At 60.7% G+C, this 25020-nt stretch carries 29 protein-coding genes and 1 riboswitch; of the genes, 21 read left to right on the forward strand and 8 right to left on the reverse strand.

The window, feature by feature from the left end; all coding sequences use genetic code 11:
• Position 1: 1 nt before the first annotated feature.
• The 15 genes from ACSBLW_RS18690 to ACSBLW_RS18760 all read left to right on the forward strand — a co-directional run bounded on the left by ACSBLW_RS18690 (position 2) and on the right by ACSBLW_RS18760 (position 15029).
• Positions 2-481: a MarR family winged helix-turn-helix transcriptional regulator gene (locus ACSBLW_RS18690; protein WP_435258101.1), complete on the forward strand. Its 480-nt coding sequence runs from the start codon at positions 2-4 to the stop codon at positions 479-481.
• A 60-nt stretch (positions 482-541) separates the two neighbouring features.
• Positions 542-628, forward strand: a riboswitch (glycine riboswitch).
• Positions 629-714: 86 nt separating this feature from the next.
• Positions 715-2001: a D-amino acid dehydrogenase gene (locus ACSBLW_RS18695; RefSeq protein WP_435258102.1), complete on the forward strand. Its 1287-nt coding sequence runs from the start codon at positions 715-717 to the stop codon at positions 1999-2001.
• A complete protein-coding gene (bhcB, locus tag ACSBLW_RS18700) occupies positions 2001-2954 on the forward strand; it encodes a beta-hydroxyaspartate dehydratase BhcB (protein WP_435258103.1) in 954 nt (317 codons plus the stop codon). The genes ACSBLW_RS18695 and bhcB overlap by 1 nt, the downstream gene beginning before the upstream one ends.
• A gap of 15 nt (positions 2955-2969) precedes the next feature.
• Positions 2970-4133, forward strand: coding sequence for a 3-hydroxy-D-aspartate aldolase BhcC (bhcC, locus tag ACSBLW_RS18705; protein ID WP_435258104.1), 1164 nt, complete (start codon positions 2970-2972; stop codon positions 4131-4133).
• Between the two features lie 135 nt (positions 4134-4268).
• The gene (bhcD, locus tag ACSBLW_RS18710) at positions 4269-5234 is read left to right on the forward strand and encodes an iminosuccinate reductase BhcD (RefSeq protein ID WP_435258105.1); all 966 of its coding nucleotides are present in this window, start codon (positions 4269-4271) and stop codon (positions 5232-5234) included.
• A gap of 188 nt (positions 5235-5422) precedes the next feature.
• Entirely contained in the window at positions 5423-6580 is a 1158-nt protein-coding gene (locus ACSBLW_RS18715; protein WP_435258106.1) for a muconate cycloisomerase family protein, read from the forward strand.
• Between the two features lie 69 nt (positions 6581-6649).
• Positions 6650-8041, forward strand: a complete 1392-nt coding sequence (gene benA / locus ACSBLW_RS18720; protein WP_435258107.1) for a benzoate 1,2-dioxygenase large subunit — start codon at positions 6650-6652, stop codon at positions 8039-8041.
• 17 nt (positions 8042-8058) lie between these two features.
• Positions 8059-8583, forward strand: coding sequence for a benzoate 1,2-dioxygenase small subunit (gene benB, locus ACSBLW_RS18725; RefSeq protein WP_435258108.1), 525 nt, complete (start codon positions 8059-8061; stop codon positions 8581-8583).
• Positions 8584-8658: 75 nt separating this feature from the next.
• Positions 8659-9681, forward strand: coding sequence for a benzoate 1,2-dioxygenase electron transfer component BenC (gene benC / locus ACSBLW_RS18730; protein ID WP_435258109.1), 1023 nt, complete (start codon positions 8659-8661; stop codon positions 9679-9681).
• A complete protein-coding gene (gene benD, locus ACSBLW_RS18735) occupies positions 9678-10454 on the forward strand; it encodes a benzoate diol dehydrogenase BenD (protein WP_435258110.1) in 777 nt (258 codons plus the stop codon). Before benC ends, benD begins: the two co-directional genes overlap by 4 nt.
• Before the next feature lie 41 nt (positions 10455-10495).
• Positions 10496-11668 (forward strand): ABC transporter substrate-binding protein, encoded by a 1173-nt coding sequence (locus ACSBLW_RS18740; RefSeq protein WP_435258111.1) that lies wholly within the window; start codon positions 10496-10498, stop codon positions 11666-11668.
• A gap of 56 nt (positions 11669-11724) precedes the next feature.
• On the forward strand, positions 11725-12594 hold the full coding sequence (locus tag ACSBLW_RS18745) for a branched-chain amino acid ABC transporter permease (protein ID WP_435258112.1): 870 nt from the start codon (positions 11725-11727) through the stop codon (positions 12592-12594).
• Positions 12595-12597: 3 nt separating this feature from the next.
• Positions 12598-13602: a branched-chain amino acid ABC transporter permease gene (locus ACSBLW_RS18750; RefSeq protein WP_435258113.1), complete on the forward strand. Its 1005-nt coding sequence runs from the start codon at positions 12598-12600 to the stop codon at positions 13600-13602.
• Positions 13595-14338 (forward strand): ABC transporter ATP-binding protein, encoded by a 744-nt coding sequence (locus ACSBLW_RS18755; protein ID WP_435258114.1) that lies wholly within the window; start codon positions 13595-13597, stop codon positions 14336-14338. The genes ACSBLW_RS18750 and ACSBLW_RS18755 overlap by 8 nt, the downstream gene beginning before the upstream one ends.
• Complete coding sequence (locus tag ACSBLW_RS18760; RefSeq protein WP_435258115.1) at positions 14331-15029, forward strand: ABC transporter ATP-binding protein; 699 nt, start codon at positions 14331-14333, stop codon at positions 15027-15029. The genes ACSBLW_RS18755 and ACSBLW_RS18760 overlap by 8 nt, the downstream gene beginning before the upstream one ends.
• 32 nt (positions 15030-15061) lie before the next feature.
• Here the strand turns inward: ACSBLW_RS18760 and ACSBLW_RS18765 are convergent, their stop codons facing one another.
• The 3 genes from ACSBLW_RS18765 to ACSBLW_RS18775 all read right to left on the reverse strand — a co-directional run bounded on the left by ACSBLW_RS18765 (position 15062) and on the right by ACSBLW_RS18775 (position 17715).
• Complete coding sequence (locus ACSBLW_RS18765; RefSeq protein ID WP_435258116.1) at positions 15062-15952, reverse strand: LysR family transcriptional regulator; 891 nt, start codon at positions 15950-15952, stop codon at positions 15062-15064.
• A gap of 175 nt (positions 15953-16127) precedes the next feature.
• The gene (locus tag ACSBLW_RS18770) at positions 16128-16658 is read right to left on the reverse strand and encodes a hypothetical protein (protein ID WP_435258117.1); all 531 of its coding nucleotides are present in this window, start codon (positions 16656-16658) and stop codon (positions 16128-16130) included.
• A 181-nt stretch (positions 16659-16839) separates the two neighbouring features.
• The gene (locus tag ACSBLW_RS18775) at positions 16840-17715 is read right to left on the reverse strand and encodes a dioxygenase (protein ID WP_435258118.1); all 876 of its coding nucleotides are present in this window, start codon (positions 17713-17715) and stop codon (positions 16840-16842) included.
• 269 nt (positions 17716-17984) lie between these two features.
• On the opposite strand from ACSBLW_RS18775, the gene ACSBLW_RS18780 reads away from it, so the two are divergent.
• The 6 genes from ACSBLW_RS18780 to ACSBLW_RS18805 are packed head-to-tail and all read left to right on the forward strand — an operon-like array spanning position 17985 to position 21633.
• Positions 17985-18365 carry a hypothetical protein gene (locus ACSBLW_RS18780; protein ID WP_435258119.1) on the forward strand — a complete coding sequence of 127 codons (381 nt, stop codon included), beginning with the start codon at positions 17985-17987 and terminating at the stop codon, positions 18363-18365.
• Entirely contained in the window at positions 18362-19219 is an 858-nt protein-coding gene (locus ACSBLW_RS18785; RefSeq protein ID WP_435258120.1) for an alpha/beta fold hydrolase, read from the forward strand. Before ACSBLW_RS18780 ends, ACSBLW_RS18785 begins: the two co-directional genes overlap by 4 nt.
• A gap of 28 nt (positions 19220-19247) precedes the next feature.
• Positions 19248-19388: a hypothetical protein gene (locus tag ACSBLW_RS18790; protein ID WP_435258121.1), complete on the forward strand. Its 141-nt coding sequence runs from the start codon at positions 19248-19250 to the stop codon at positions 19386-19388.
• 57 nt (positions 19389-19445) lie between these two features.
• On the forward strand, positions 19446-20306 hold the full coding sequence (locus tag ACSBLW_RS18795) for a 3-keto-5-aminohexanoate cleavage protein (protein ID WP_435258122.1): 861 nt from the start codon (positions 19446-19448) through the stop codon (positions 20304-20306).
• Positions 20303-21007, forward strand: coding sequence for a CoA transferase subunit A (locus ACSBLW_RS18800; RefSeq protein WP_435258123.1), 705 nt, complete (start codon positions 20303-20305; stop codon positions 21005-21007). Before ACSBLW_RS18795 ends, ACSBLW_RS18800 begins: the two co-directional genes overlap by 4 nt.
• Positions 21007-21633: a 3-oxoacid CoA-transferase subunit B gene (locus ACSBLW_RS18805; RefSeq protein WP_435258124.1), complete on the forward strand. Its 627-nt coding sequence runs from the start codon at positions 21007-21009 to the stop codon at positions 21631-21633. Before ACSBLW_RS18800 ends, ACSBLW_RS18805 begins: the two co-directional genes overlap by 1 nt.
• 756 nt (positions 21634-22389) lie before the next feature.
• Here ACSBLW_RS18805 and ACSBLW_RS18810 read toward each other — a convergent pair.
• From ACSBLW_RS18810 to ACSBLW_RS18830, 5 genes are all read right to left on the reverse strand, one after another.
• Positions 22390-22611 (reverse strand): hypothetical protein, encoded by a 222-nt coding sequence (locus ACSBLW_RS18810; RefSeq protein WP_435258125.1) that lies wholly within the window; start codon positions 22609-22611, stop codon positions 22390-22392.
• Positions 22612-22981: 370 nt separating this feature from the next.
• A complete protein-coding gene (locus ACSBLW_RS18815) occupies positions 22982-23503 on the reverse strand; it encodes a DUF6362 family protein (RefSeq protein WP_435258126.1) in 522 nt (173 codons plus the stop codon).
• A gap of 16 nt (positions 23504-23519) precedes the next feature.
• Entirely contained in the window at positions 23520-24449 is a 930-nt protein-coding gene (locus ACSBLW_RS18820) for a helix-turn-helix domain-containing protein (RefSeq protein ID WP_435258127.1), read from the reverse strand.
• A complete protein-coding gene (locus ACSBLW_RS18825) occupies positions 24446-24640 on the reverse strand; it encodes a hypothetical protein (protein WP_435258128.1) in 195 nt (64 codons plus the stop codon). Before ACSBLW_RS18825 ends, ACSBLW_RS18820 begins: the two co-directional genes overlap by 4 nt.
• A 13-nt stretch (positions 24641-24653) precedes the next feature.
• On the reverse strand, positions 24654-24908 hold the full coding sequence (locus ACSBLW_RS18830) for a helix-turn-helix transcriptional regulator (protein WP_435258129.1): 255 nt from the start codon (positions 24906-24908) through the stop codon (positions 24654-24656).
• Positions 24909-25020: the final 112 nt, after the last annotated feature.

Genomic DNA, 25020 nt, shown 5'->3' on the forward strand with positions numbered 1-25020 from the left:
AATGCCGCAGGAAAAGACCTTTCGGAATGAGCGCCTAACCTACAAGCTCAACATCGTGGCTCAAGAAGCGATCCTAGCAAACGATGGGATTTTTCTGCGCGAGACGGGCTGCCGTATCCGCGACCTGCGCGTATTGCGGCTGATCGACGATCAACCGGGAACAACCTTTGCCGAAATCGCAAAAGCCACTGGTTTTGAACGCAGTTTGACGTCAAGAATCATCCAGGGGCTGCTGTCATCCGGCTTGATCGAGCGGCAAAATTCGGCAGAGGATGCCCGCGTTTTCAAGCTGAGCACAACGGAGAAGGGGAAGGCTACGCGCCAAATCGCGCGGGCGCTGTCTGACCGGCTGGAAGTCGTTCTGACGGACCCGCTGTCAGTACAGGAGCTGCGGGCATTGAACGAAATTCTTGCCCGTCTCGGGGCTTGGGTGACATCTGAAGAGTATCGGCAGGCGCTTACAGTCGGGGCCGAAGAATAATCTCAATATGAAATTATATTGACAGGTTGCGCGACTCGGGCTTAGGAAGAGTGCAGCCAAATGACCACCGTAGGAGAGGCTGGAGCCAACCAGCGCCGAAGGAGCAACCCCCCGGAAACTCTCAGGCAAAAGGACTGCGTTCGTGGTGGCGATCTGAAGTGTGGCAATGCCCGCGACAGAGGGGACTAGGCCCGTCATCCGGCGGGGTGAAACCTTTGGTCGCGGAGGGAACCATGACCAGAATTGCAGTGATCGGCGCCGGTATCACCGGCGTCACGACGGCCTCTAGCCTGATGGATCGGGGATATGAGGTCACGTTGTTTGACCGCAACCGCTATGCGGCGATGCAGACCTCTTTCGCCAATGGCGGGCAGCTTTCGGCCTCGAACGCGGAAACTTGGAACCGTTGGGCCACCGTGTTCAAGGGCATGAAATGGATGCTGACGCGGGGGGCACCGCTGTTGGTGAACCCAAAGCCAAGCTGGCACAAATACAGTTGGATGGCGGAATTCATCGGCGCGATCCCGCAGTACCGCAACAATACGGTCGCAACCACACGCATGGCCATCGCCGCACGCGGACTGTTGAAGGAAAAAGCCGAGCGTCACGGGTTCGACTTCAACTGCGAAGACCGGGGCATCCTGCATATCTACACGGATAAGGCCGAATTCGATCACGCGACCAAAGTGAACGGACTGCTGGCCGAAGGCGGCCTGCAGCGTCGTGCGGTTTCGCCCGAAGAAGTGCGGCAGATTGAGCCGGCTTTGAGTGGTAAATTCCATGGCGGCTATTACACGGAAAGCGATTTCACTGGCGATATCCACCGCTATACCACCGGGCTGGCCAAGGCGATTGAGGCTGCTGGAGCGCAATTGCGTTTTGGCACCGATGTAGATGCGATCCGGCTGGAAGATGGCGGCGTGCAGATCACCTGGAGCCGCAACAACGAAAGCCAGACCGAACGCTTTGACGCGATTGTCATTTGTGCCGGAGTTGAAAGCCGTCGCATTGGTGCCTCGCTGGGCGACCGTGTGAATGTCTATCCGGTCAAAGGCTATTCGATCACTGTCCGGCTGGATGATGAGGACAGCCAGCGGGCCGCGCCTTGGATCAGCCTCTTGGATGATGAGGCCAAGATTGTGACCAGCCGTTTGGGCAAGGACCGGTTCCGCATTGCCGGTACGGCAGAGTTCAATGGCTATAACCTTGATATTCGCGATGATCGTATTCGGCCTTTGGTCAAATGGTGTGAGAGGTTTTTCCCCGGTGTCAGCACCGAACATGCGATCCCATGGGCCGGTTTGCGCCCGATGATGCCGAACATGATGCCAAAGGTGAAACAGGGGCGGCATTCCCGCGTGTTCTATAACACCGGCCACGGGCATCTGGGGTGGACCCTGTCTGCCGTGACGGCAGAGATGATTGCCGAAAAGGTTCATGCCTCTGCGGTTGTAAACGGGGGCTCTGCCTTCCCCATTGGGCCATTGGGCGCCAAGCCCGTGCTGCGTGAGGTGGCGTGATGTATATTCCAACCTATGACGACATGTTGGCCGCGCATGAGCGGATTGCGTCGCACATTCGCCGCACCCCGGTCCGTACGTCGGATTATCTGGATGATCTGACGGGTGCGCAGCTGTTCTTCAAATGCGAGAACTTTCAGGAACCGGGTGCCTTCAAGGTGCGTGGGGCTGCGAATGCGGTGTTTGGTCTTTCGGAAGACCAGGCCAAAAAGGGCGTGGCCACCCATTCCTCAGGTAATCACGCCTCTTGCCTGTCTTATGCGGCCATGTTGCGGGGCATTCCCTGCAATGTGGTGATGCCGCGCACTGCCCCGCAGGCGAAAAAGGACACGGTCCGCCGCTATGGTGGGGTGATCACGGAATGTGAGCCTTCGACCACCAGCCGCGAGGCGACCTTTGCCGAGGTGCAGGCCGCGACAGGGGGTGATTTCGTCCACCCCTATAACGATCCGCGCGTGATCGCAGGGCAAGGCACCTGCTCGCGAGAGTTCATGGAGCAGACCGGGGGCCTGGATATGGTCGTGGCGCCAATCGGCGGCGGCGGCATGATTTCAGGCACTTGCCTGACACTGTCCACGCTTGCGCCCGAAACCAAGGTCATCGCGGCCGAACCGGAGCAGGCTGACGACGCCTATCGCAGCTTCAAGGCCGGTTACATCATTGCCGATGACGCGCCTAAGACGATTGCCGATGGCCTTTTGGTGCCGCTGAAAGACCTGACGTGGCATTTCGTGTCGAACCATGTGTCCGAGATCTACACAGCGTCGGAAACCGAGATCGTCGATGCGATGAAGCTGATCTGGAAGCATCTGCGGATCGTGATGGAGCCGTCTTCCGCGGTGCCCTTGGCCACGGTCCTGAAAAACCCTGATGCGTTCTGCGGAAAGCGCGTGGGGATCATCATCACTGGCGGAAACGTCGATCTGGATAGATTGCCTTGGATGCAGGGCTGAGAGAGGAATTTTGAAATGAAAGACATGGTTGATTTCGACGCCTATGAGGTGGGTTTTGACATTCCGGCCAAGCCCGGCATGGATGCGGCCGATATTCAGACACCTGCGCTTGTGCTGGATCTGGATGCTTTGGAGCGCAACATCAAGAAGATGGGCGATTACGCCAAGGCCCATGGAATGCGGCATCGGGTGCATGGCAAGATGCACAAATCGGTGGATGTGGCCAAGTTGCAAGAGCGGCTGGGTGGCGCGATTGGCGTTTGCTGTCAAAAGGTTAGCGAGGCTGAGGTCTTTGCTCGTGGTGGCATCAAGGACGTTCTGGTGTCGAACCAAATCCGCGATCTGGCCAAGATTGACCGTCTGGCACGTCTGCCGAAACTGGGTGCGCGGATCATCGTTTGCGTTGACGATATCGACAACGTCGCTGATCTGTCGGCTGCGGCAGTCAAGCATGGCACGACCATCGAATGCTTTATCGAGATGGATGTGGGCGCGGGCCGGTGTGGTGTGATCGGGGCCGATAAAGTGGTGACGATTGCCAAGGCGATTGATGCCGCTCCGGGACTGAAATTCACCGGCATTCAGGCCTATCAGGGCGCCATGCAGCACATGGACAAGTACGAAGACCGCAAGGCTAAGCTGGAGGCCGCGATTGCCATGGTGTCCGAAGCGGTGGCCGCGCTGGAGGCTGTTGGGCTGAAGCCGGAGCTTGTCTCGGGCGGTGGCACGGGCAGCTATTACTTCGAGTCGAACTCGAATGTTTACAATGAGTTGCAGTGTGGCTCCTATGCCTTCATGGATGCGGACTATGGCCGCATTCTGGACAAGGACGGCAAGCGGATTGACCAAGGAGAATGGGAAAATGCCTTCTTTATCCTGACGCAGGTCATGAGCCACGCGAAGGCCGATAAGGCCATCTGCGATGCGGGTTTGAAGGCGCAGTCGGTGGACAGTGGCCTGCCCACGATCTTTGGCCGCAGCGATGTAACTTATGTGAAATGCTCAGACGAACATGGTGTCATTGCCGACCCAGAGGGCGTTCTGAAGGTGGGTGAAAAGCTGCGTCTGGTTCCGGGGCATTGTGACCCGACCGCCAATGTCCATGACTGGTATGTCGGTGTTCGGGGCAGCAAGGTTGAGGTGGTCTGGCCCGTTTCGGCCCGTGGCCGCGCCTACTGATCGTCTTTGAAAAGCGGGCGGACAGGGGGAAAAACGACATGTCACCCCCTGTCTGCCATCCGTACACCCCCTGTACCCCCCCCCGGCGGATTTGCCCTGAGGCGAATGTGCGGGGTAGAAGGAAAGGATCACCCCATGCTGATCGTCCCAGAAAACCGCATTGCAGAACTTGTCACCCCAGAGATGGCATTTGCCGCAGTTGAGGCCGTGTTTGCCGCCATGGCGCGGGGCGAGGCGCGGAACTTTCCTGTCGTGCGTGAGGCGCTGGGCCATGAGGATGCGCTTTATGGGTTTAAGGGCGGCTTTGATCGCTCGGGCCAGCATCTGGGGTTAAAGGCCGGGGGATACTGGCCGCATAACCTTGAACGGCGGGGGTTGATCAATCACCAGTCCACGGTGTTCCTGTTTGACCCTGATACCGGCAAGCCCACCGCGATGGTGGGGGGCAATCTGCTGACCGCGCTGCGCACGGCGGCGGCGAGTTCGGTGTCGATCAAATACCTCGCGCGGCCTGACGCCAAGGTTTTGGGCATGGTAGGGGCAGGCCATCAAGCAACGTTCCAGTTGCGGGCGGCGCTGCAGCAACGGCAGTTTGAAAAGGTGATCGGCTGGAATTACCACCCCGAGATGCTGCCCAATATCGCCAAGGTCGCCGAAGGGGCGGGGGTGCCGTTCGAAGCTGTGTCGTTGGATGGGATGCGTGCGGCGGATGTGATTATCACGATCACCTCGGCCTTTGCGCCCAGCCTGATGGCGGCGCATGTCAGCCCCGGCACCCATCTGGCCTGCATGGGAACGGATACGGTTGGCAAGCAAGAGGTGGAGGCCGCGTTGGTGGCGGGTGCCACGGTGTTCACGGATGAAATTGCGCAATCGGTCAGTATTGGCGAGGCGCAGCATGCGGTGAAAGCGGGGCTTTTGTCGGGCGGGCAGATCAACCCCATCGGGGCTGTGATCAACGGGGCGCATCCGGGGCGGTCCAGCGCGGAAGAGATTACGCTATTTGATGGCACTGGGGTCGGCCTGCAGGACCTTGCCGTGGCGGCGGCCATTGTCGATCTGGCAGTGGAAAAGGGTATTGCTGTCAAAGTGGACTTCTAAGGCAGCCATCTGGAATTATTGATCTTTTACGCCGTCCCGACGTCTGTTGGGGCGGCGTTTTCATTTGGGCGTGGCGGAGGGTGAAGCAGCGGGACTGTCATGAAATGGTATCACCCGAGACCCTGCCAATCATCGACAGAATCCACATGAAACGGGCAATTTCAGGTTCAAGAAAACCAGAAGATGCGGTGAGCCAAGTGACCAAAATCGACCAGATCGAGACCCTGATCCTCGATATCCCAACCATCCGGGGGCATGTGCTGTCGATGGCCACGATGCGGACCCAGACGGCCGTTCTGGTTCGGGTTCGCTTTGCGGATGGATCGGAAGGGATTGGCGAGGGCACGACGATTGGTGGCCTGAGCTATGGCGCGGAAAGCCCAGAAAGCATCAAATCGGCGATTGATACCTATATCACCCCGGCGCTGGTTGGCCGGAATGGCGATGATGTGAACGGTGCGATCCAGTTGGTCGACAAGCTGGTCAAGGGCAACCGGATTGCCAAGGCGGCTGTGGAGATCGCGCTTTGGGATGGTCTGGGCAAGCGGCTGGGTGTTTCGGTCGCGCAACTGTTCGGTGGCGCGGTGCACGAGCGGCTGCCGGTGGCCTGGACCTTGGCCTCGGGTAATTCGGAGACGGACATTGCCGAGGCATTGCAGATGATCGAAACGCGCCGCCACAACATCTTCAAGCTGAAGATCGGCAAGCGCGATGTGAAGGATGACGTGGCCCATGTGGCGCGGATCAAGCAGGCCGTTGGTGATGCCGCCAGTGTGCGGGTGGATGTAAATACCGCTTGGTCTTTGCAGGATGCGCGTTGGGGGCTGAAGGGTCTGCAAGATGCCGGTTGTGAGCTGGTCGAACAGCCGGTGCCCGCACGCTATCGCCGGGCGATGGCGGAACTGGCCGCGGGCTATGAGATTGCCGTGATGGCCGATGAGGCGCTGAACGGGCCAGAGGATGCGCTGGAAGTGGCGTCATCCAAGGCGGCGGATGTCTTTGCGGTCAAGGTTGCGCAGTCTGGGGGCCTGAAGCGGGCGTCCGAGGTGATCGCCATCGCGCAGGCGGCGGGGCTGGGCCTTTATGGCGGCACGATGCTGGAAACCGGTCTGGGCACGGCGGCGGCGCTGCAATTGTTCGCAACCATCGAACGGCTGGACTGGGGGACCGAGTTCTTTGGCCCGCTGCTCTTGACCGACGAAATTCTGGCCAACCCGATCGCCTATCGCGATTTCTGTGTGGAAATCCCGAAGGGCGTGGGCATTGGCGCCACGCTGGATGCCGACAAGATCGCCTTTTTCCGCCGCGATGGCGGACGGACTTTGAAAGCTGTCGCCGGGGCATAACGCCAGGCGCACACCGTAACCCGCCACGGCGCAGGAGGATGCGCCACGGCTGTCAGGAGGAGGACCAACATGTTCACCCAACCCATTCTCGATGCTTTCGAGCAGCGTCTGAGCGGCGCGATTCAGGACGATCCGGAAAACGGTGTGTTCCGCTGCCGCCGGGATATCTTTACCGATGAAGCCCTGTTCGAATTGGAGATGAAGCACATCTTCGAGGGCAACTGGATCTATATGGCGCATGAAAGCCAGATCCCGAATATCGGCGATTATTTCACCCTGCACATGGGCCGGACCCCCGTCGTCATCACCCGCGACAAGGACGGTCAGCTGAACGCGCTGATCAACGCCTGTTCGCACCGTGGTGCGCAGCTGTGCCGGTTCAAGCGTCGCAACCAGAAGACCTTTACCTGCCCCTTCCACGGCTGGACCTTTTCCAACACCGGGAAGCTTTTGAAGGTGAAAGACCCGAATGGCGCGGGCTATCCTGAGCAGTTCAACAAGGATGGCAGCCATGACCTGACCAAGGTTGCCCGCTTTGAGAACTATCGCGGTTTCCTGTTCGGGTCGCTGAGTGCAGATGTCCCGCCGCTGAAGGAATATCTGGGCGAGGCCTGCAAGATGATCGACATGATTGTCGATCAGGCTGATGAGGGTCTGGAGGTTCTGCGTGGGTCTTCGACCTATACCTATGACGGCAACTGGAAGCTGCAGGCAGAAAACGGCGCAGATGGCTATCACGTCTCGGCTGTGCATTGGAACTATGTCGCAACCACGGCGCACCGCACCGATGATGGCAAGGAAGACCAGATCAAGGCCACCGACGCCAGCAAGTGGAACAAGCAGCGCGGCGGTTTCCATGCCTATGACAACGGGCACATTCTGCTGTGGACGCAGTGGGCTGACCCGACCAACCGCCCGAACTATCCGCGTCTGGCGGAATGGACGGAAAAGTACGGCAAGACCAAAGCCGACTGGATGGTGGGCGTGCTGCGCAACCTGTGCCTTTACCCCAACGTTTTCCTGATGGACCAGTTTTCCAGCCAGATCCGGGTGTTCCGCCCGATTAGCGTGGATAAGACCGAAGTCACCATCTATTGCATCGCTCCGAAGGGCGAGAGCCAAGAAGCCCGCACCCGCCGCATCCGCCAGTATGAGGATTTCTTCAACGCTTCTGGCATGGCGACGCCGGATGATACCGAGGAATTCCGTGCCACCCAGCGCGGCTATGCAGGTGCTGCCCACGCCCAGTGGAACGACCTGACCCGTGGGGCGACCCAGTGGATCAAGGGGCCGGATGCCGACGCGAAAGAGTTGGGGATCAACCCGGTTCTGTCGGGCGCGCGGACCGAGGATGAGGGCCTGTTCGTGATCCAGCACAGCAACTGGTCGCAACGCATGGGCGCGGCGATTGCCAAGGAACGTCAAACCGCGCCTGCCGCTGTGCAGACCGCTGCCGAGTGATTGGGGAGGAAATGGACATGACGACGACAACCCTTGAACGCCCCGCCACGCAGTCGATGACCTTTGACGCGCTTCAGGCCTTTCTTTACGCCGAGGCCCGCGCTCTGGATGATCGCCACTGGGATACCTGGCTTTCGTTTTACCACAAGGACTGCCCGTTCTGGATGCCGGCCTGGGATGACTATGACACCCTGACCGAAGACCCGGCTAACGAGATGTCCTTGATGTATTACCCCAACAAGCAGGGGATCGAGGACCGCGTGTTCCGCATCAAGACCGACCGTTCGTCGGCCACCTCGCTGCCGGAACCGCGCACCAACCACAACCTGTCGAATATCGAGGTGGTGAGCCGTGACGGGTCGGAACTGAAGGTCCGGTTCAACTGGCACACGCTGAGCTATCGCTATGGCGATACCGACCAGCACTGGGGAACCTCTTTCTACACGATCGATACCAGCGGGCCGAAGCCCCTGATCACCAACAAGAAAGTGGTTCTGAAGAACGATCATATCCACCACGTGATCGACGTCTATCACATCTGATCCGGGCCTATCCGGGAGGGAAACAGCCCCCGCGCGCCCCGTATCCGGGGAGCGCGGCCAAGGGAGGAGCATGCCATGACGACCTTTAATATCGCCCTGAATTTTGAGGATGGCGTGACCCGCGTCATCCAATGCGACGACGACGAAAAGGTCACGGATGCGGCCTTTCGCCAGAAGATCAACCTGCCGATGGATTGCCGCGATGGCGTCTGCGGCACCTGCAAGTGCTTTGTCGAGAAGGGCAAGTATCAGCTTGAATTCTTCATGGACGAATCCTTGACCGAGGATGAGGCTGCCGAGGGCTTTGCCCTGACCTGCCAGATGATCCCCGAGGAAGATTGCGTGGTGCGGGTTCCGGCGTCATCGGCCATCTGCAAGACCGCGCCCGAGGCGGTTGCGGCCGAAGTCGTGGGCGTGGACCGGCTGTCGGAGACATCTTTCGGGTTGCGGGTGAAACTGGCCAAGCCCATCGGGTTTCTGCCGGGGCAATATGTGAACCTGACGGTTCCGGGCACGGATCGGCATCGGTCCTATTCCTTCTCGTCCGCCCCCGGCGCGACGGAGGCGAGCTTTCTGATCCGCAACCTGCCGGGTGGAGTGATGAGCACGTATCTGTCCGACCGCGCAAAGGCCGGTGATGCCCTGACCGCGACGGGGCCGATGGGGGCGTTTTATCTGCGGCCGATGGAGCGTGCGCAGCTTTGGCTGGCGGGTGGCACCGGTTTGGCGCCGTTCCTGTCGATGCTGGAGCAGGTGGCGGAAACGGGGTCGGATCATCCGATCACGTTGTACTATGCCGTGACCCGCGCCGCCGATCTGGTGGAATTGGACCGCGTGCAGGCTTTGGCTGACCGGATTGGCAATGTGACGGTGATCACGGTTCTGGCCGCTGCCGACGAGGCGCATGACCGCAAGGGGTTTGTCACCGACCATGTCTCGGCCAGCGATCTAAATGGTGGGGATTGTGATGTTTACCTGTGCGGTCCGCCGCCCATGGTGGATGCCGTGCGCGCGCATTTTGGCAAGCTGGGGGTAGAGCCCGCGAATTTCTACTATGAGAAATTCAACCCGACCGAAGAAAAGGCAGAAGCCGCATGAGCCGCTTTGAAGGCAAGGTGATGGTCGTCACCGGGGCCGCGCAAGGGATTGGCCGCCGTGTGGCCGAACGGGCGGCAGGTGAGGGTGCGAAAGTGCTGATCGTCGACCGCTCGCCTGCACGGGATGAGGTGGTGAATGCCATCCGCGCGGCGGGGGGGGTGGCCGAGGCGATCTCGGTCGATCTGGAGACATGGGACGGTTGTGCCGCAGGCATCGCCAAAGCGGTCGAACTCTGGGGCAGGATTGACATTCTGGTGAACAACGTCGGCGGCACGATCTGGGCCAAGCCCTATGAGCATTATGAGCCGCATCAGATTGAGGCCGAGGTGCGCAGGTCACTGTTCCCGACGCTGTTCTGCTGCCGCGCCGCGATTGAACACATGCTGCCGCAGGGCAAGGGTGTGATCGTCAATGTCTCATCCATCGCGACCCGTGGTCTGAACCGCGTGCCCTACTCCGCCGCAAAAGGCGGGGTGAATGCGATCACGGCAAGTTTGGCTTGGGAAGTGGCCGAGCGCGGCATTCGCGTCGTGGCCACCGCGCCGGGGGGAACCGAGGCGCCGCCGCGCGTGGTGCCGCGCAATCCGAACGCTGCCGAGGAGCAGCGCGAGGATTGGTACAAGACCATCGTTGATCAGACGATCCAATCGTCGCTGATGAAGCGATACGGAACGCTCGACGAACAGGCAGGACCGATCCTGTTTCTGGCGTCGGACGATGCCTCCTACATCACGGGCGTGACGGTGCCCGTGGGGGGCGGAGACCTGGGCTAGGCCTCAAGGCGGGGCTGACCTAACAACCGGAGGAGATACACATGAAACGCGCGACACTGGCGGCCCTTGGGCTTGCCACCGGCCTTGCTTTGCCTGCAACAGCCGAAGATATCAAAGTGGGCCTTTTGCTGCCCTATTCCGGCGTCTATGCGGCGCTGGGTAATGACATCGAGGCCGGGTTCAATCTGGGTCTTGAGCATTTTGGGGCTGAGACCAGCGCCACCTTTGAGATCGTCAAGGAAGACACCGAGGTGAAGCCCCCGGTCGCCCTTGCTAAGGCCAAGAAGCTGATCTTGCAGGATGAAGTTAACGTTATGGCGGGCATCGTCTCGTCTGGCGTGTTGGCGGCTGTCCGCGATCTGGTGCATGGCGCGGAAGTTCCGCTTATCGTGGCCAATGCTGGCAATGACGAAGCGACGGGTGCGCAATGCTCCCCCTTCATCACCCGCATGTCCTTCTCGAATGGGCAGATCAACCGCCCTATGGGCAAATGGATGGCGGAACAGGGCATCAAGAAGGTGTTCACGCTGGCCCCCGACTATGCCGCTGGTCGCCAGATGATCGACGCCTTTGCCGCCAGCTTTACGGGGGCGGGTGGCGAGATCGTCGGGCAAGAATTCACCCCGTTCCAGAAGACGCAGGATTTCGGGCCCTATCTGGCACAGGCCAAGGCCAGTGGCGCGGAAGCGGTGTTCGTGTTCTATGCGGGCGGCGAGGCGATTTCCTTCGTCAAGCAATATGACAGCTTTGGTCTGAAAGCCGATCTGCCGCTGTATGGCTCGGGCTTCCTGACCTCGTCCTTGTATGTTGAGGCCGAAGGTCCGGCGGCGGAGGGCGTGATCACTGCGCTGCACTATGTGCCGACGCTGGACAATGCCGCGAACGTGGCCTTTGCCGAGGCGTTCAAGGCCAAGACGGGCCGGGTGCCTTCGGAATATGCCGTGCAGGGCTATGACACCGCCCGTGCGCTGATCGAGGCAACCAAGACTGGGGCTGCGGACCGGGAAGCGCTGGCGAACGCGCTGCGTTCGGTGTCGTTCGAAGGCCCGCGTGGTCAGTTGTCGATCGACCCGGCGACGAACAACGTCGTCCAGCCGATCTATGTCTATGAAACCGTCGCGGGCGAGGGTGGTCTGACGCAGAAGGTTCTGGCGGCACTGCCAGCCGAGGCGGACCCGGCGAACGGCTGCGAGATGCCTGCCATCACCAACTGATAGAACTGGCCCGGCCGCAGCGATGTGGCCGGGCTTTGGCTTGGGGAGGACCAACCATGGCGTTTGATCTGGGATTTTGGAGCTTGCAGGGGCTGAACGCACTGCAACTGTCTATGCTGTTGTTTTTGCTGTCGATTGGCCTGACTGTGATCTTCGGGCTGATGCATTTCGTCAATCTGGCGCATGGGTCGCTTTATGCGCTGGGTGCCTATTTCGCGGCGACGCTGGCGGGGTTTGGCGGATACTGGGCCGGGTTCTTTCTGGCCCCTGTGGCGGTGGCCGGGGTTGGCGTGCTGCTGTATTCGGGGCTGATCCGGCGGATGCGGAAATCGGGGCCGATGGCGCAGGTTCTGGTCACCTTTGGTCTGATCTTTGCGATGCTGGACCTGACGCGGATTTTCTGGGGCGATCTGGCGCTGGCCATCGAGGTGCCGCAGGTGCTGGCGGGGCGGGTTGCGCTGTTTGGTGTGGAATATCCGACCTATCGGCTGTTCATCATCGCCCTTGGTCTGGCGATCTTTGCCGCACTGGCCTTTGTTCTTGGCCGCACGCAGATCGGCGCGATGATCCGCGCGGGCGTGGACAATGATGCGATGGCGGCTTGCCTTGGCATCAATGTAGAGCGACTGTTTTTCATCGTCTTTTGTGTGGGTTGCGCGCTGGCAGGTCTTGCCGGGGCGGTGGCTGCACCGCTGCTGAGCGTGACGCCTGACATGGGGCTGCAAATCCTGATCCCGACTTTGATCGTGATCGTGATCGGTGGCCTTGGGTCGCTGAAAGGCGCGATTGCCGGGTCGCTGATCTTTGGTTTCGTGCAGACCTTTGGCGCGGTGATGGCTCCGCAATTGGCCTCGGTTCTGATCTATGCGCTGCTGGCCGCCGTGCTGGTAGTGAAGCCAGTCGGCCTGTTTCCGGCGAAAGGATAAGCCATGTTTCAACATAACACTCTTCGTTACGCGGTTCTGATCCTGCTGGCGGCGGGCGCGCTGTTTCAGGCGTTGACGGCGGAATATTTCGGGCTGGAGATCCTGACCGAGATTGCGATCCTTGCCATGCTGGTGCTAGCGCTGGACATCGTTGCGGGCTTTGGCGGAATGGTCTCGCTGTGCCACGGGGCGCTGATGGGCGTGGGGGCCTATGCCTTTGCGCTGCTGGCGGGGCAGGCGGGCATTGCGCCTGCGCTGGCGATGGCCGGGGCGGTTGCGGTGTCGGGCGTGATTGCATGGATCATCGGGGCGATTTGTTCGCGCAGCCATGGCATTTACTTCATCATGGCGACTTTGGCCTTTGGGCAGATGGCCTATTCCTATGTCTTTGAGTCCCCTGTTCTTGGTGGGGATGACGGGATCAGCGGGATTTCGCGGCTTGACCTGTCGTGGATTGGGGTTGATCTGGACGATAGCCGCGCCTTCGCGCTGTTCTGCCTTGCACTTTTGGCGGCGGTATATGGCGCGTCGGTTCTGATCCTGCGGTCAGGGCTGGGGCGGTCGCTTTCCGGCGTCATGCATAATGAACAGCGGATGCGGGCGCTGGGGCTGACCGTCTGGCGGGTCAAGGCCGATGTCTTTGGCCTGTCTGGCATGATTGCGGGTTTGGCTGGGGCTTTGGCTGCGCAGCATACCATGTTCATCTCGCCCGGTTTGCTTGGCTGGACCGTGTCAGGCGAGGCGCTGGTCGTCGTGATCCTTGGTGGGCTTGGCACGTTGGTGGGGCCGATGGTTGGCGCGGTGGCCTTTGTGGTGTTGAAGCATGAGCTTAGCGCGATCACCACTTATTGGCACCTGATCGTGGGCGTCATTCTGATCGCCGTGGTGATGAGCCGAGCCAACGGGATTTTCGGCTGGGTCGAGGCGCGGTGGGGTTCCAGGATCGAGCGGCGCTTGGCCGATGCGACCCGCAAACAGCAAGGGGAAGGGGTGGCAAACGATGCTTGAGACACGCAATCTGAGCAAGAGTTTCGGCGCAATCCATGTCACGCGAAATGTCTCCTTGAAGCTGGAGAGGGGCGAGCGGCGGGTGATCCTTGGGCCGAACGGCGCGGGCAAAACCACGCTGTTCAACCAGTTGGTTGGCGAATTGACGCCGGATGCCGGGTCTGTCCATCTGGCGGGTGAGGATGTGACGGCGCTGCCGGTGGCAAAGCGGGCGCGGCGGGGTCTGTCGCGCAGCTATCAGAAGAACACCTTGTTCGATGGGCTGACGGTGGAGCAGAACCTTGGCCTCGCGGCGGCGCTGTTTACCGGTCATGCAACACGACTTTGGTCGGACAGTCTGGCCAAGCCCGAGGTGCGCGAGATTGTGGCCGAGGTTGCCGAGCAGGTGAACCTGATGCCCTATCTGCATGCCCGCGTGTCCGAGGTGAGTTACGGTGTGCGGCGGCAGTTGGAGGTGGGAGTGGCCTTGGCAACCCGGCCTTTGGTTCTGCTGATGGACGAGCCGACCAGTGGCGTGGGGCCGGAAATGTCGAAGGGGTTTCATGACCTTTTGAACAACCTGCCGCGCGATCTGACGCTTCTCATCATCGAGCATGACATGGATCTGGCCTTTGACGTGGCCGATACGATCACGGTTCTGAACTATGGCGAGGTGGTGTTCGACGGCCTGCCCGAAGAGGCGCGGGGATCGAAGCTGCTCAAGGACATTTATCTGGGGAGCTGGGAAGATGCTTGAGCTGAAATCCATCCAGTCGGGCTATGGCGAGACGCAAGTGCTGTATGGCCTGTCGCTGGAGGCGAAGGCGGGGCGCGTGCTGGCCATTCTGGGCCGCAACGGGGCCGGGAAATCGACCACGCTGAAGACCATCATGGGTCTTTTGCCGCTGAAATCGGGCGAGATCGTCTATGAGGGCAAGCCGATTGCCGCGCGCCCCTTTGACATTGCGAAGGCGGGCATCGCCTATGTGCCGGAAACGCGAGACATTTTCCCGTCACTGTCCGTGCGGGAAAATCTGGAAATCGCCGCCAAGCGGTTTGGCGGGACCGGGGCGGATTGGACGATGGAGCGGGTCTTGGCCCTATTCCCACGTCTGGGCGAGCGGTTGGACAATGGCGGCACGCAGCTTTCGGGCGGAGAGCAGCAGATGCTGTCGATTGCCCGGGCGCTTTTGATGAACCCACGCCTGTTGATTTTGGATGAGCCGACCGAGGGGCTGGCGCCGATCATCGTCAAGCTGATCCATGACAAGCTGAAAGAGTTGAAAGAGGCCGGCCTGTCGATGATTTTGGTCGAGCAGAATTTTGGCTTTGCGACCTCGCTTGCCGATGACGTGGTGGTGGTCGGCAAGGGCCAAGTGGTCTGGACCGGCAGCGCCGCCGAGATTCGTGGCAATGCGCAGGTTCAACACGAATGGCTGGGTGTCTGAGCTAGGGGGCGGCGGAGAAATCTGCCGCCCGGTCAGATGACCTTGCGCGCGACCTTTTGCGCCAGTTTCACAAAGTTCTGCACATGCACCCCCTGTTCATCGAGGCGATAGTTCAGCGACAGGGCGGTGCGGGCAATCTCGGGTTCGATTTTCAAGAACTTCATGCCCTTGCGCGGGGCGTTTGAAACGGATTCCGGCACGATGCAAACGCCTTCACCCACAGCAACCAGACCAAGCGCGGTTTGCAGATCCATGCACCAAATGCGCAGGGGGGCTTTGAAGCCCGCATCTTCAATCGCCTTCAGCACGAAATCCGCATAGCTGGGGCGCGGGTATTCGGGGTAAAGGATCAGATTGTGGGTCATCAGCCGTTCCAGTTTGGCGACCGACCGCCCGCCGGTATCGACGACATCGGGCAGGGCGAGGATCAGCTTTTCCTCCAAGAGTTCCCGCGTCAGGAATTCCGGATCTTGCAGCGCCGGGCGGGCAAAGACCACGTCCAACTCGCGCGAGATCAGGGCGCGGTGAAGCTGCGCGTTGTTCATCGGGATCAGGCTGAGGTTCACCTCGGGGTAATTCGCGCGGTAGGATTTGATGATATTGGGCATGATGCCAAAGGTGGCCGAGCCCACAAACCCAATCCGCAGGCGGCCTTCGGCCCCTTGGCCCAGACGGCGGACCTCGAGCTTGGTATCTTCAAGCTGGGCAAGGATCGACTTGCCGCGCGCCAGAAGGCGTTCGCCTGCCTGCGTGAGGGAGATCGCGCTGCGGCCCCGGTTGAACAGGATCGCGCCCAGCTCTTCCTCGATCTGCTTGATCTGACGGCTGAGCGGCGGCTGCGCCATGTCCAGCCGTTCGGCCGCACGACCGAAATGCAACTCCTCGGCCACGGCAATGAAATACGTCAACTGCTTGAAGTTCATATCCTGCCGTCCTCCCCCTTGAGGGACGTTAGGGCAAGTTAGGATTTGGGGAAAGGCCTCTGAAAGAAGGGGGGAGAGATGGCTGAAATTCTACAAGGTTGATCGACTCTTCAGCCTCGGTTCGCGCGTCGCGTGTCCGAAGCCACAGCGTCGACAATGCAAGACAGTTAGGACATCACCGGAAACCTTCGGCGATTAGCGTTTGAAAGTCCAACTCAAGGCGTTTGTGCATATCGCGCCGCCTTTCCTTCGGCAGCGTGCGCAGATACCTTTTCATTTGCCGGAACCTTAAGGCGCGTAACGGGTCGATGAGACTGTGCACCAAGCCATAGGCCATTGAGCCCAAGATAAGCATGACCCAAAGCACGGCGACGCTGTGCAGAATTTGGTTGCCCTGGCTCAAAACTGACGCGGCGACGAGAATGAGGGTAAGAAGCAAGGTAACGAAACGCCCCAAAGGCCCCAATCTTCGCCAGACAATTTCAATGCTGTCCGAGTAGAGACCCAGACCGCCCGATAGGCCCAAGAGGATAACTGCACGATCAACAAGCGCAGACCAAACGCCGATTTGAAGGATTTGCGCGACGCAAACGCCTAGGGCGAGCAGTACGAGTAGCAAACGCAACAATGCAACGGCTCTTAGTGACCTCATCGGTTCTATTGGGACATGCTGGCCAAGCACATCGAAGTCGGGCGTTGAGTTCATTTATGCCTCTCGGATCAATCCCTACCCAAGATTATCCGACATGGTGGCCCTTTTGTGGCGCTCTCCCGAAGGAGTTATTGATCGGCGATCTCATGGCTTTTTGCCCATGGATCCGTCGCTGGACAGAAAAAAAGGCCCCCGAAACTCAGGGGCCTGAAGTCGACAGGGAGGTAGGGGTCGTTTACTCGGCAGCCACGGCGCGGACGGCGGCTTGTGCTTTCAGCGTGAAGTCGAATTCGAAGTGCAGGTCAGTGCCCAGCTCCTTCGGAGCCGGTTTGAACTTGCCGATCAGGCTTTGCTTGACGGCGAAAACGCTGTCTTCTTCCAGCCACTTGCTGTCCGCGTCGTAGATCTGGCTGATCAGCGGGCGGTAGCCTTCTTTCGAGATGATGAAGTGCATGTGGCCGGGGCGGTTCGGGTGGTGGCCCATGAAGCGGAGAAGCTCGCCCGCGGTTTCATCTTCCGGGATCGGATAGGGCACGGGGCGCACGGCGACAAAGGCGTAGTGGCCGTTCTCATCGGTTTCAAACCGGCCGCGCAGGTTGTATTCCGGCTGGTCGGGGTCAAGGTTTTCGTAGATGCCGTTCGGCGCGTCTTCCCAGACGTCAAGCGTCACGCCGGCAATGCCCTTGCCGCTCTCGTCCTTGATGTACCCTTCGAAATAGGCGGTTTCTTCGTTGTCGTAATGCTTTTGGATCGTGGTGCCGCCCTTGGGCAGAACCGGCGGGTTTTCGCGGTAGAACGGGCCAAGCACCGTCGACTCGCTTTCATTGCCTTCGATCGGGTTGGTCATCATATCGACCAGAACCTCGACGCCCAGAATGTCACCCAACAGGATGAATTCCTGGCGGTTTTCGTTGCAGAGCTTGCCAGCGCGGGCAAGGTACTGGCAGGCGGCGATGAATTCGTCGTGCTGCAGCTTTACGTCTTTGATAAAGCCGTGCAGGTGCTTGATCAGCGAGGTCATGATTTCGCGCTGACGGTCGGTCACGGTGCCGTGCTTGCCAAGGCTGGCGACGACGACGTCGGTGATATTGTCCTGATTGACGATGCCCATGGGTTCTCTCCTCCTCCTGGCAGTCTGGTTTCGTTGGGGGGTGCATTACCCCGCCGACTGACCTGACCCTTCCCGAAACGCGGCCTTTTCCCAATGCCTGCAGCGGTATCGGGTGATACCGCAGGCGTGCGGACCTGCATTCTCGCCAAAAAAGAGGGTGTTTGTGCGTACCCTTGGGGAAATGGTATCGCCTCATACCTGCGGCGGCATGGATGGGCGCCGCCTTCCTGTGCCAGCTTTCGTTCAGATCGAACAGGCGGGAGGCAACGGTGATCGACACCTTCAAAGAAATTCAACAGGCGCTGGATGCGTCCCCGCATTTGCTGCGGTTGGGGCGGCTGTTCAGTGAAACCGTGCTGATCGAGGTGGATGGGCAAGAGTTTTACCTGTCCTTTGAAAAGGGTCGTCTGGACAGCGTGGTCGAAGGGCCAAGCCGCAAGACGCCATGGCGTTTTGCCTTGCGGACCGATGGCGAGGCCTTGGCCAAATTCTGGCAGGCCCGACCCAAGCCGGGGTTTCATGACATCTTTGGTCTGGTCAAGATCGGCCGGGGCCGGATTGACGGCGATATCCTGACGCTTGTGAAGAACCTGCGGTTCTTCAAGGAAGTTCTGGCCCTTGGCCGCGCTATAGAGGAGTTGGCGGCATGAGCGTTGAGCCGATCATCGGGCGGTATCTGACCGTCACCATCCAAGGCGCGCCCCGCCGGATTTACTTTGAAGAGGCCGGGCAGGGCCGCCCCGTTCTGTGCTTGCACACCGCCGGGGCCGATACGCGCCAGTGGCGGCATCTGATGAATGATGCAAGCGTGACCGAAAACCACCGTCTGATTGCCTTTGATATGCCGTGGCACGGCAAATCCCTGCCGCCCGAAGGGTTCGAGACGCAGGAATACCTGCTGACGACCGAAGCCTATATCGAAACGGTTTTGGCTGTGATCGACGGTCTCGACCTTGACCGTCCTATTCTGGCAGGCTGTTCCATGGGCGGGCGCATTGCCCTGCAACTCGCGGCGCTGCATGGCCACAAGTTCAGCGGGTTCATCGCCATCGAGGCATCCGACTTCCAGCCTGCATGGTATGATATCGACTGGTTCCACCGCCCTGATGCGCATGGTGGAGAGATGGGGGCGGCGCTGGTTTCGGCCAATATCTCACCCTATGCGCCGAAATCTGAACGCTGGAATACGCTGTGGATGTTCATGCAAAGCGGGCCGGGCGTGTTCCGCGGCGACCTGAGTTTCTACACCCGTGATGACAGTCTGATTGGCCGTCTGGGCCAGATCAATACCAGCAAGACCCCGGTGCATCTGCTGGTGGGGGCCTATGACCTGACCTGCACACCCGAAGATGCCGCTCGCACGGCGCGCGCCATTCCGGGGGCGACCATCGCGGTGATGGACGAGCTGGGCCATTTCCCGATGAGCGAGCATCCCGAAGGCTTCCGCCCCTTCTTTGTGGCGGCCTTGGAAAAGATGACCCGGTCGCGAGCCGCCGCCGCCTGATCCCGCCATTGCACGAGGAGGAGGAGCCATGTGCAAGTACGCTGATAAACCCTGTCCCGGAGGTCCGCGCCACAAGATCGAAGAGGCGCCGTGGCGCTTCTTTACCGAGGAGGAGCGCCGCGTGATCGAACTGCGCGCGGCACCTCAACAAACTGCGCCGCTGTCCTGACCCCTGACCGCGCCCTTTGGATTGCAAACCGGGGCGCGGATGAAAACGGAAACACCTATGTCAAAACCCTGCATCATCTGCGTGGCCATCACTGGCAGCCTGCCGACCAAAGCCAACAATCCGGCTGTGCCGATCACTGTTTCAGAACAAGTGGAATCGACACATGAGGCCTTTGAGGCCGGGGCAACCATCGTCCACGCCCATGTGCGCAATGACGATCAGACCCCGTCTTCAGACCCCGAGAAATTCGCGCGTCTGAAGGAAGGTTTGGAAAAACACTGCCCCGGCATGATCATCCAGTTTTCCACCGGGGGCCGGTCAGGCGCGGGCCAGACGCGGGGGGGCATGCTGCCCTTGCGCCCCGATATGGCTTCGCTCTCTGTTGGGTCGAACAATTTCCCGACGCGCGTCTATGAAAACCCGCCGGAACTGGTGGAATGGCTGGCCTCGGAAATGCTGACCTATGGCGTCAAGCCCGAGATTGAGGCCTTTGACCTGAGCCATATACTGAAAGCGAAGGATATGGCGGATAAGGGCCTGCTTGCGGGGACGCCCTATGTGCAGTTCGTGATGGGCGTGAAGAATGCGATGCCGGTGGATCGCGATGTGTTTGATTACTATATCCACACCGTGAAACGCCTGTTCGGGGCGGATGCGGCGTGGTGCGCGGCTGGGATCGGGCAGAACCAGCTCACGCTGAACGAATGGGCCATCGCGGCGGGTGGTCATGCCCGCACGGGGCTGGAAGATAACGTGCGTCTGGACCGCGACCGTCTGGCCCCCAGCAATGCCGCCTTGGTCCGCCGGGCCGCCGATATTTGCGAGAAAAACAACCGCCCTGTGGCCACATGGGCCGAGGCGCGACGCATTCTGGGCCTGCCGCAGCCGGGCACAGTAAAGTCAGGAGTTGCAGCATGAAAAAGGTCTATCCGAACGCGGCAGTGGCGCTTGATGGGTTGCTGTTTGACGGGATGATGATTGCTGCCGGTGGCTTTGGGCTTTGCGGCATTCCGGAATTGCTGATTGCGGCAATCCGTGAGGCGGGGACGAAGGGTCTCACGGTTGCGTCGAACAACGCCGGTGTTGACGGCTTTGGCCTTGGCCAGCTTCTGGAGACGCGGCAGGTGAAGAAGATGATCTCGTCCTATGTGGGCGAGAATGCCGAGTTCATGCGACAGTATCTGTCGGGCGAGCTGGAACTGGAATTCAACCCTCAGGGTACGCTGGCGGAACGGATGCGGGCCGGTGGCGCGGGCATCCCGGGGTTCTACACCGCGACGGGCGTGGGCACAGTGATTGCCGAGGGCAAGGATGTGAAGACGCTCGACGGCAAGGATTACATCCTTGAGCGCGGGATCGTGGCCGATCTGGCGATTGTAAAGGCGTGGAAGGCCGATCCGTCGGGCAACCTTGTCTTCCGCAAGACCGCGCAGAATTTCAACGTACCTGCCGCGACCTGCGGCAAGACCTGCGTGGTCGAGGTTGAAGAAATCGTGCCGCTCGGTTCGCTGGACCCCGATACCATCCACCTGCCGGGCATCTATGTCCACCGCATCATCCAAGGCCAGCACGAGAAGCGCATCGAACAGCGCACCGTCCGCAAAAAGGAGCAAGCATAATGCCATGGGATCGCAATCAGATGGCCGCGCGCGCGGCGCAGGAGTTGCAGGACGGTTGGTACGTGAATTTGGGCATCGGCATTCCGACCCTTGTTGCGAACTATATCCCCGAGGGGGTTGAGGTCACGCTGCAATCGGAAAACGGGATGCTGGGCATGGGGCCTTTCCCGTTCGAGGGCGAGGAAGATGCCGATCTGATCAACGCGGGCAAGCAGACGATCACGGAATTGCCGCAGACCGCCTACTTTGACAGCGCGCAGTCTTTCGCGATGATCCGGGGCGGCAAGATCGCCATGGCGATTTTGGGTGCGATGGAAGTGGCCGAGAACGGCGATCTGGCGAACTGGATGATCCCCGGCAAGCTGGTCAAGGGCATGGGCGGCGCGATGGATCTGGTTGCGGGCGTGGGCCGTGTTGTGGTGGTGATGGACCACACCTCAAAGCATGGCGAGACAAAAGTGCTGAAAGCCTGCACCCTGCCCCTGACCGGTAAAAGCGTCGTAGACCGCATCATCACCAATCTGGGTGTGCTAGATGTGGTCGAGGGTGGTTTGAAAATCGTCGAACTGGCCGATGGTGTGACCGAGGCCGAACTGCGGGCCGCCACCGAGGCCACGCTGGTCTGACGCTTTCACAAATCGAAGGTCGGCCTGTGCAGAGATCATGAGAAAGGCATGCCTTCAGCCGACGCTCTGATTTTTTCTCGCCCGATTGACGGACATCCGTCCTGGCCCGGTGGCACTTGCGCAAGCTTTGGTTCAGTTATGAATATTGAACTTGCCCGTTGTTCGAGTTTTCCAGAAGCTTCCCCAGACGGTCCGCTTTGAAAGCAGTTGATGCAAGACAAATACATCTGCACACACCTGCGTTTGTTCAAGACACGGCTGGCATCGGTGGACAGGCTCCAGTTTCGGACCACATGTCAACAAAGTCCCAGTCGGACCGGGCGGCAGTCTCCGCGCTGTGCGACAGTGATCTCATCGCCCCGGAGGGTGTTAGCGAAGTTCAACTGTGACCTCCGATATCCCCGTCAGATTGTGACGCAGATAAGGCATCTGCATCAGTTTCGGGGCATCGGGCAGGGCCCCGAGTTCGGCGACTGGGTCGGCTGCTATGCACTCTGCAAGTTCAGCCAGACGTCGCGCTTGCAGTGCGCCAGTTCGAGGTCCAACTCCGGTGCGGTCGGCGTCGACAGAAAACGGGCATCGGTCGCGGCAGAGACGTCGGGTGGCAGGGGTAGCTCGCCGTGTCAGGGTATCGTTTCGATGTCGGCATCCTGGCCGCGGCCAAGCCGACGCTGCGGCCCTAGGGTGTCCCACTCAGGCGGCGGGCGAGGCGGTTGATCTGGACGGCGGAGAGGTTGGTGAACATCGGGGCCTCCTTCAGGCGTTCTTGATGTGAGCGGAGCGGCCCTCAGTGGTGACCACGTAGATCATCGTGCGGCTGTCGCCGAAGGTGGCGGCGAAGGCCTCGGCCTGATCGATCCGGTCAAACCGGGCGCGGATGCGGGTCGCGGGTTTCGACCCGCGGCAGGCGATGAAGTGGTCGGCGGCGGCGAGGCAATTGGCCTCGTGACCGGTGATGGCGTGGGTCTTGGCAGGCATCGGGAACCTCCGTTTCAAGGTGTCGCAGACATTGCCGGGACCATCCGAAGAGCAAGTCCAAATCACTGACTTAATTGGAGAATGTCGCAAGATGGGGCTGTCGCGGCGCGCCTATGCGGCCTTGCGTGGGTTCCAGACGTACGCGGAGCGGCCTCAGGTGCGCACCCGCGCACCCAAAGCGCGCACCCAGGGCGCGGACCCAGATTTTTGTTCTGTCACTAGCGGTTAGACGCGCCTAGGCCCCCCGCATACGTCTCCCTTCCGGGAGAACCTAAGGCGGGGGGACGGGCCCAAGAGCGGCGGCGGGAGCAGGGGTGAGGGCGTGGAATGAAGCGATCCGTCGCCTGCACCCTTCGCCATCTTGCCTTCTTTATGCGTCAAAACCCGGGAAAGTGTCGCGCCCGAAGTTCGACGGATCGGGCCGGTTGTCGTCGGCGTCCGCCCCGCTTTCGCGCGGGGTTGTGCGGGCGCTTGCGGTGAGGGGTTTTGCGCCCTTGCCTTTGCCCTTTGATTTATCTAGCTTTTCTAGCTTCTTCGAAATGGTCAGAAGGGCGGCCACCCAGCGCCGCCAGGCCGTCGATCGCACAACCCCGGCCCTGATGCACACCTGCCGCCAGCGGGCGCCCTCGGCCCGGAGCCAGACGATCCGGGCGTCTTCGGGGTTCAGCATCAGGAGCCAGTCGAAGCATTCCTCCATTCGGCTGATGGCGGCTGCGCTGGGGATCACCCGCATCGGCCGTTCCGGTGTGTAGCCGTAGGCGTGTTTCGCGTCGTGGACGACAGGCGGCCAAGAATTGCCATAGCCGCGGGGGCGATCCTTCTCGGGTAGGTTCCTCAGGGTGTAGGCGGCTTCTTCGAGACGATCCTCGATCTCGCGGGGCGTCAGGCGCAATGGGGGCTCCTTCGGGCTAGTAGATTTGGTGGACGCGCAGGGTGGCCTCGGTGACGAGGCCCGCCCGCAAGAGCGCATCGCGCTGGGTGTTCGTGACGGCGCTGGGCGGCACGTAGGTGCCCGAGTTTAGCCAGGCGGCCAGGCGCGCCAGCCGATCCTCAGGGCTCACGGCTGGGCCTCCGGGTGCCACGGCAGGGCCAGCGCCAGCTTCTCCAGCCCCTTGCGACCGTGCCGCTTGGGCGATCCGCTTGGCATGGCGTGCCGCGATCGCCTGGCTGAAGTAATCCCACGTCCGGATCGGACTGCCTCGGGGCTTGGCCGTCCGTTCGATGATCACCGGTAGGACGTCCAACTCGAGGTCGTAGCCTGCCTTCAGCCAAGCGCCGATCGTGGCCGTGGTGCCAGTGATCGCCGCCCTGGCGGTTTGGGTCATCCCCTCGCCGCAGGCGGCCAGACAGGCGGCCTCTGCCGCGTCGAGATCGGGGCCTTCGTCGTCAGCCGAAACCTCGACCCGGCCCTCGCGCGTCGCGCCCGCGTGACGCGCGGTAGTAATTACTGGTTCTTTACTTACAGGGTTAGTGTCCAGATTCTGGACACGGCTTTTCGCGAAATTTGGACACGGCTTTGGGGTCGAACCATGTCCAGAATCTGGACATGGCTTTGGGGCAAATTCATCCTCAAAGCCGAGGAAGTACCGGGTCGTCCGCTGGCGTTTTGTGTCATCGTCGAGGCGCCGTTCGCGACGGATCAGCCCGGCCTGTTCCAGCTTGTCGAGGTGGGTGTTGAGGCTGGCGCGGGAGATTTCGGCATCGGCCGCCAACTGGTCCTGCGACGGGAAGCACCCGTAGTCCGGGTTGTGCCGGTCGCAGAGATGCCAGAGGACGAGCTTGGTCGCAGGCGCAAGCCCGCGCTGCTGGATCGCCCAGTTGGTGGCTCGATGGCTCATGAGCTTGCCGTCACCGTCAGCCGCTTCACGATCGCCTCCATCAGAGCGATCCGCAGATGCGCGTCGTCCTGGCGCATCTTTCCGGCCCGCACCCGGGCCCAATAGAACTGGCGGCGCAGGTCAAGTTCGCGCTGGGCCTCGGCGATCAGCGCAGGGACCGGAAACCGGCCTTCAGGGGTGAGTTTGATCATCTGCGCCCCCATCTCAGCGCCGCCCGACCACGGCCTTGTGCTGGCCGGTCTTGCGGGCTTCCTGATCGCGCAACCAGTCGCGGACGGCCTCCTTCCGGTAGAGCACCTTGCGGCCAACCCGCACGCAGGGCGGCCCCACGCGCCGGGTTTCCCAGCGCTGCAACGTGTCGACCGAAAGGGCCAGTTGCCGGGCTAGTTCCGCCCGATCAAGCCAGCCATCCAAGAGCGCCGGATCGGCGCCTGCGTCCTTCAAGTGATTGGTATCCATGGGTTTCTCCTCGCGCCGCCGCCCCGGGGATCGGGGCCGGTCATCGGCCAGGAGAGGCAAGCACAGGGCAGGGACCGGCGAAGAGGCGGAAACCGGCGGAAAGGAAAAGGGA

The sequence above is a fragment of the Thioclava sp. FR2 genome (assembly GCF_051200875.1).
In the GTDB taxonomy this organism is placed as follows: domain Bacteria; phylum Pseudomonadota; class Alphaproteobacteria; order Rhodobacterales; family Rhodobacteraceae; genus Pseudotabrizicola.

Excerpts from the sequence above, each read along its gene's own strand:
- ACSBLW_RS18690 (WP_435258101.1), top strand. The coding sequence starts at position 2 with ATGCCGCAGGAAAAGACCTTTCGGAATGAGCGCCTAACCTACAAGCTC.
- ACSBLW_RS18695 (WP_435258102.1), top strand. The coding sequence starts at position 715 with ATGACCAGAATTGCAGTGATCGGCGCCGGTATCACCGGCGTCACGACG.
- bhcB (WP_435258103.1), top strand. The coding sequence starts at position 2,001 with ATGTATATTCCAACCTATGACGACATGTTGGCCGCGCATGAGCGGATT.
- bhcC (WP_435258104.1), top strand. The coding sequence starts at position 2,970 with ATGAAAGACATGGTTGATTTCGACGCCTATGAGGTGGGTTTTGACATT.
- bhcD (WP_435258105.1), top strand. The coding sequence starts at position 4,269 with ATGCTGATCGTCCCAGAAAACCGCATTGCAGAACTTGTCACCCCAGAG.
- benA (WP_435258107.1), top strand. The coding sequence starts at position 6,650 with ATGTTCACCCAACCCATTCTCGATGCTTTCGAGCAGCGTCTGAGCGGC.
- benB (WP_435258108.1), top strand. The coding sequence starts at position 8,059 with ATGACGACGACAACCCTTGAACGCCCCGCCACGCAGTCGATGACCTTT.
- benC (WP_435258109.1), top strand. The coding sequence starts at position 8,659 with ATGACGACCTTTAATATCGCCCTGAATTTTGAGGATGGCGTGACCCGC.
- benD (WP_435258110.1), top strand. The coding sequence starts at position 9,678 with ATGAGCCGCTTTGAAGGCAAGGTGATGGTCGTCACCGGGGCCGCGCAA.
- ACSBLW_RS18740 (WP_435258111.1), top strand. The coding sequence starts at position 10,496 with ATGAAACGCGCGACACTGGCGGCCCTTGGGCTTGCCACCGGCCTTGCT.
- ACSBLW_RS18745 (WP_435258112.1), top strand. The coding sequence starts at position 11,725 with ATGGCGTTTGATCTGGGATTTTGGAGCTTGCAGGGGCTGAACGCACTG.
- ACSBLW_RS18750 (WP_435258113.1), top strand. The coding sequence starts at position 12,598 with ATGTTTCAACATAACACTCTTCGTTACGCGGTTCTGATCCTGCTGGCG.
- ACSBLW_RS18755 (WP_435258114.1), top strand. The coding sequence starts at position 13,595 with ATGCTTGAGACACGCAATCTGAGCAAGAGTTTCGGCGCAATCCATGTC.
- ACSBLW_RS18760 (WP_435258115.1), top strand. The coding sequence starts at position 14,331 with ATGCTTGAGCTGAAATCCATCCAGTCGGGCTATGGCGAGACGCAAGTG.
- ACSBLW_RS18765 (WP_435258116.1), bottom strand. The coding sequence starts at position 15,952 with ATGAACTTCAAGCAGTTGACGTATTTCATTGCCGTGGCCGAGGAGTTG.
- ACSBLW_RS18770 (WP_435258117.1), bottom strand. The coding sequence starts at position 16,658 with ATGAACTCAACGCCCGACTTCGATGTGCTTGGCCAGCATGTCCCAATA.
- ACSBLW_RS18775 (WP_435258118.1), bottom strand. The coding sequence starts at position 17,715 with ATGGGCATCGTCAATCAGGACAATATCACCGACGTCGTCGTCGCCAGC.
- ACSBLW_RS18785 (WP_435258120.1), top strand. The coding sequence starts at position 18,362 with ATGAGCGTTGAGCCGATCATCGGGCGGTATCTGACCGTCACCATCCAA.
- ACSBLW_RS18790 (WP_435258121.1), top strand. The coding sequence starts at position 19,248 with ATGTGCAAGTACGCTGATAAACCCTGTCCCGGAGGTCCGCGCCACAAG.
- ACSBLW_RS18795 (WP_435258122.1), top strand. The coding sequence starts at position 19,446 with ATGTCAAAACCCTGCATCATCTGCGTGGCCATCACTGGCAGCCTGCCG.
- ACSBLW_RS18800 (WP_435258123.1), top strand. The coding sequence starts at position 20,303 with ATGAAAAAGGTCTATCCGAACGCGGCAGTGGCGCTTGATGGGTTGCTG.
- ACSBLW_RS18805 (WP_435258124.1), top strand. The coding sequence starts at position 21,007 with ATGCCATGGGATCGCAATCAGATGGCCGCGCGCGCGGCGCAGGAGTTG.
- ACSBLW_RS18810 (WP_435258125.1), bottom strand. The coding sequence starts at position 22,611 with ATGCCTGCCAAGACCCACGCCATCACCGGTCACGAGGCCAATTGCCTC.
- ACSBLW_RS18820 (WP_435258127.1), bottom strand. The coding sequence starts at position 24,449 with ATGAGCCATCGAGCCACCAACTGGGCGATCCAGCAGCGCGGGCTTGCG.
- ACSBLW_RS18825 (WP_435258128.1), bottom strand. The coding sequence starts at position 24,640 with ATGATCAAACTCACCCCTGAAGGCCGGTTTCCGGTCCCTGCGCTGATC.
- ACSBLW_RS18830 (WP_435258129.1), bottom strand. The coding sequence starts at position 24,908 with ATGGATACCAATCACTTGAAGGACGCAGGCGCCGATCCGGCGCTCTTG.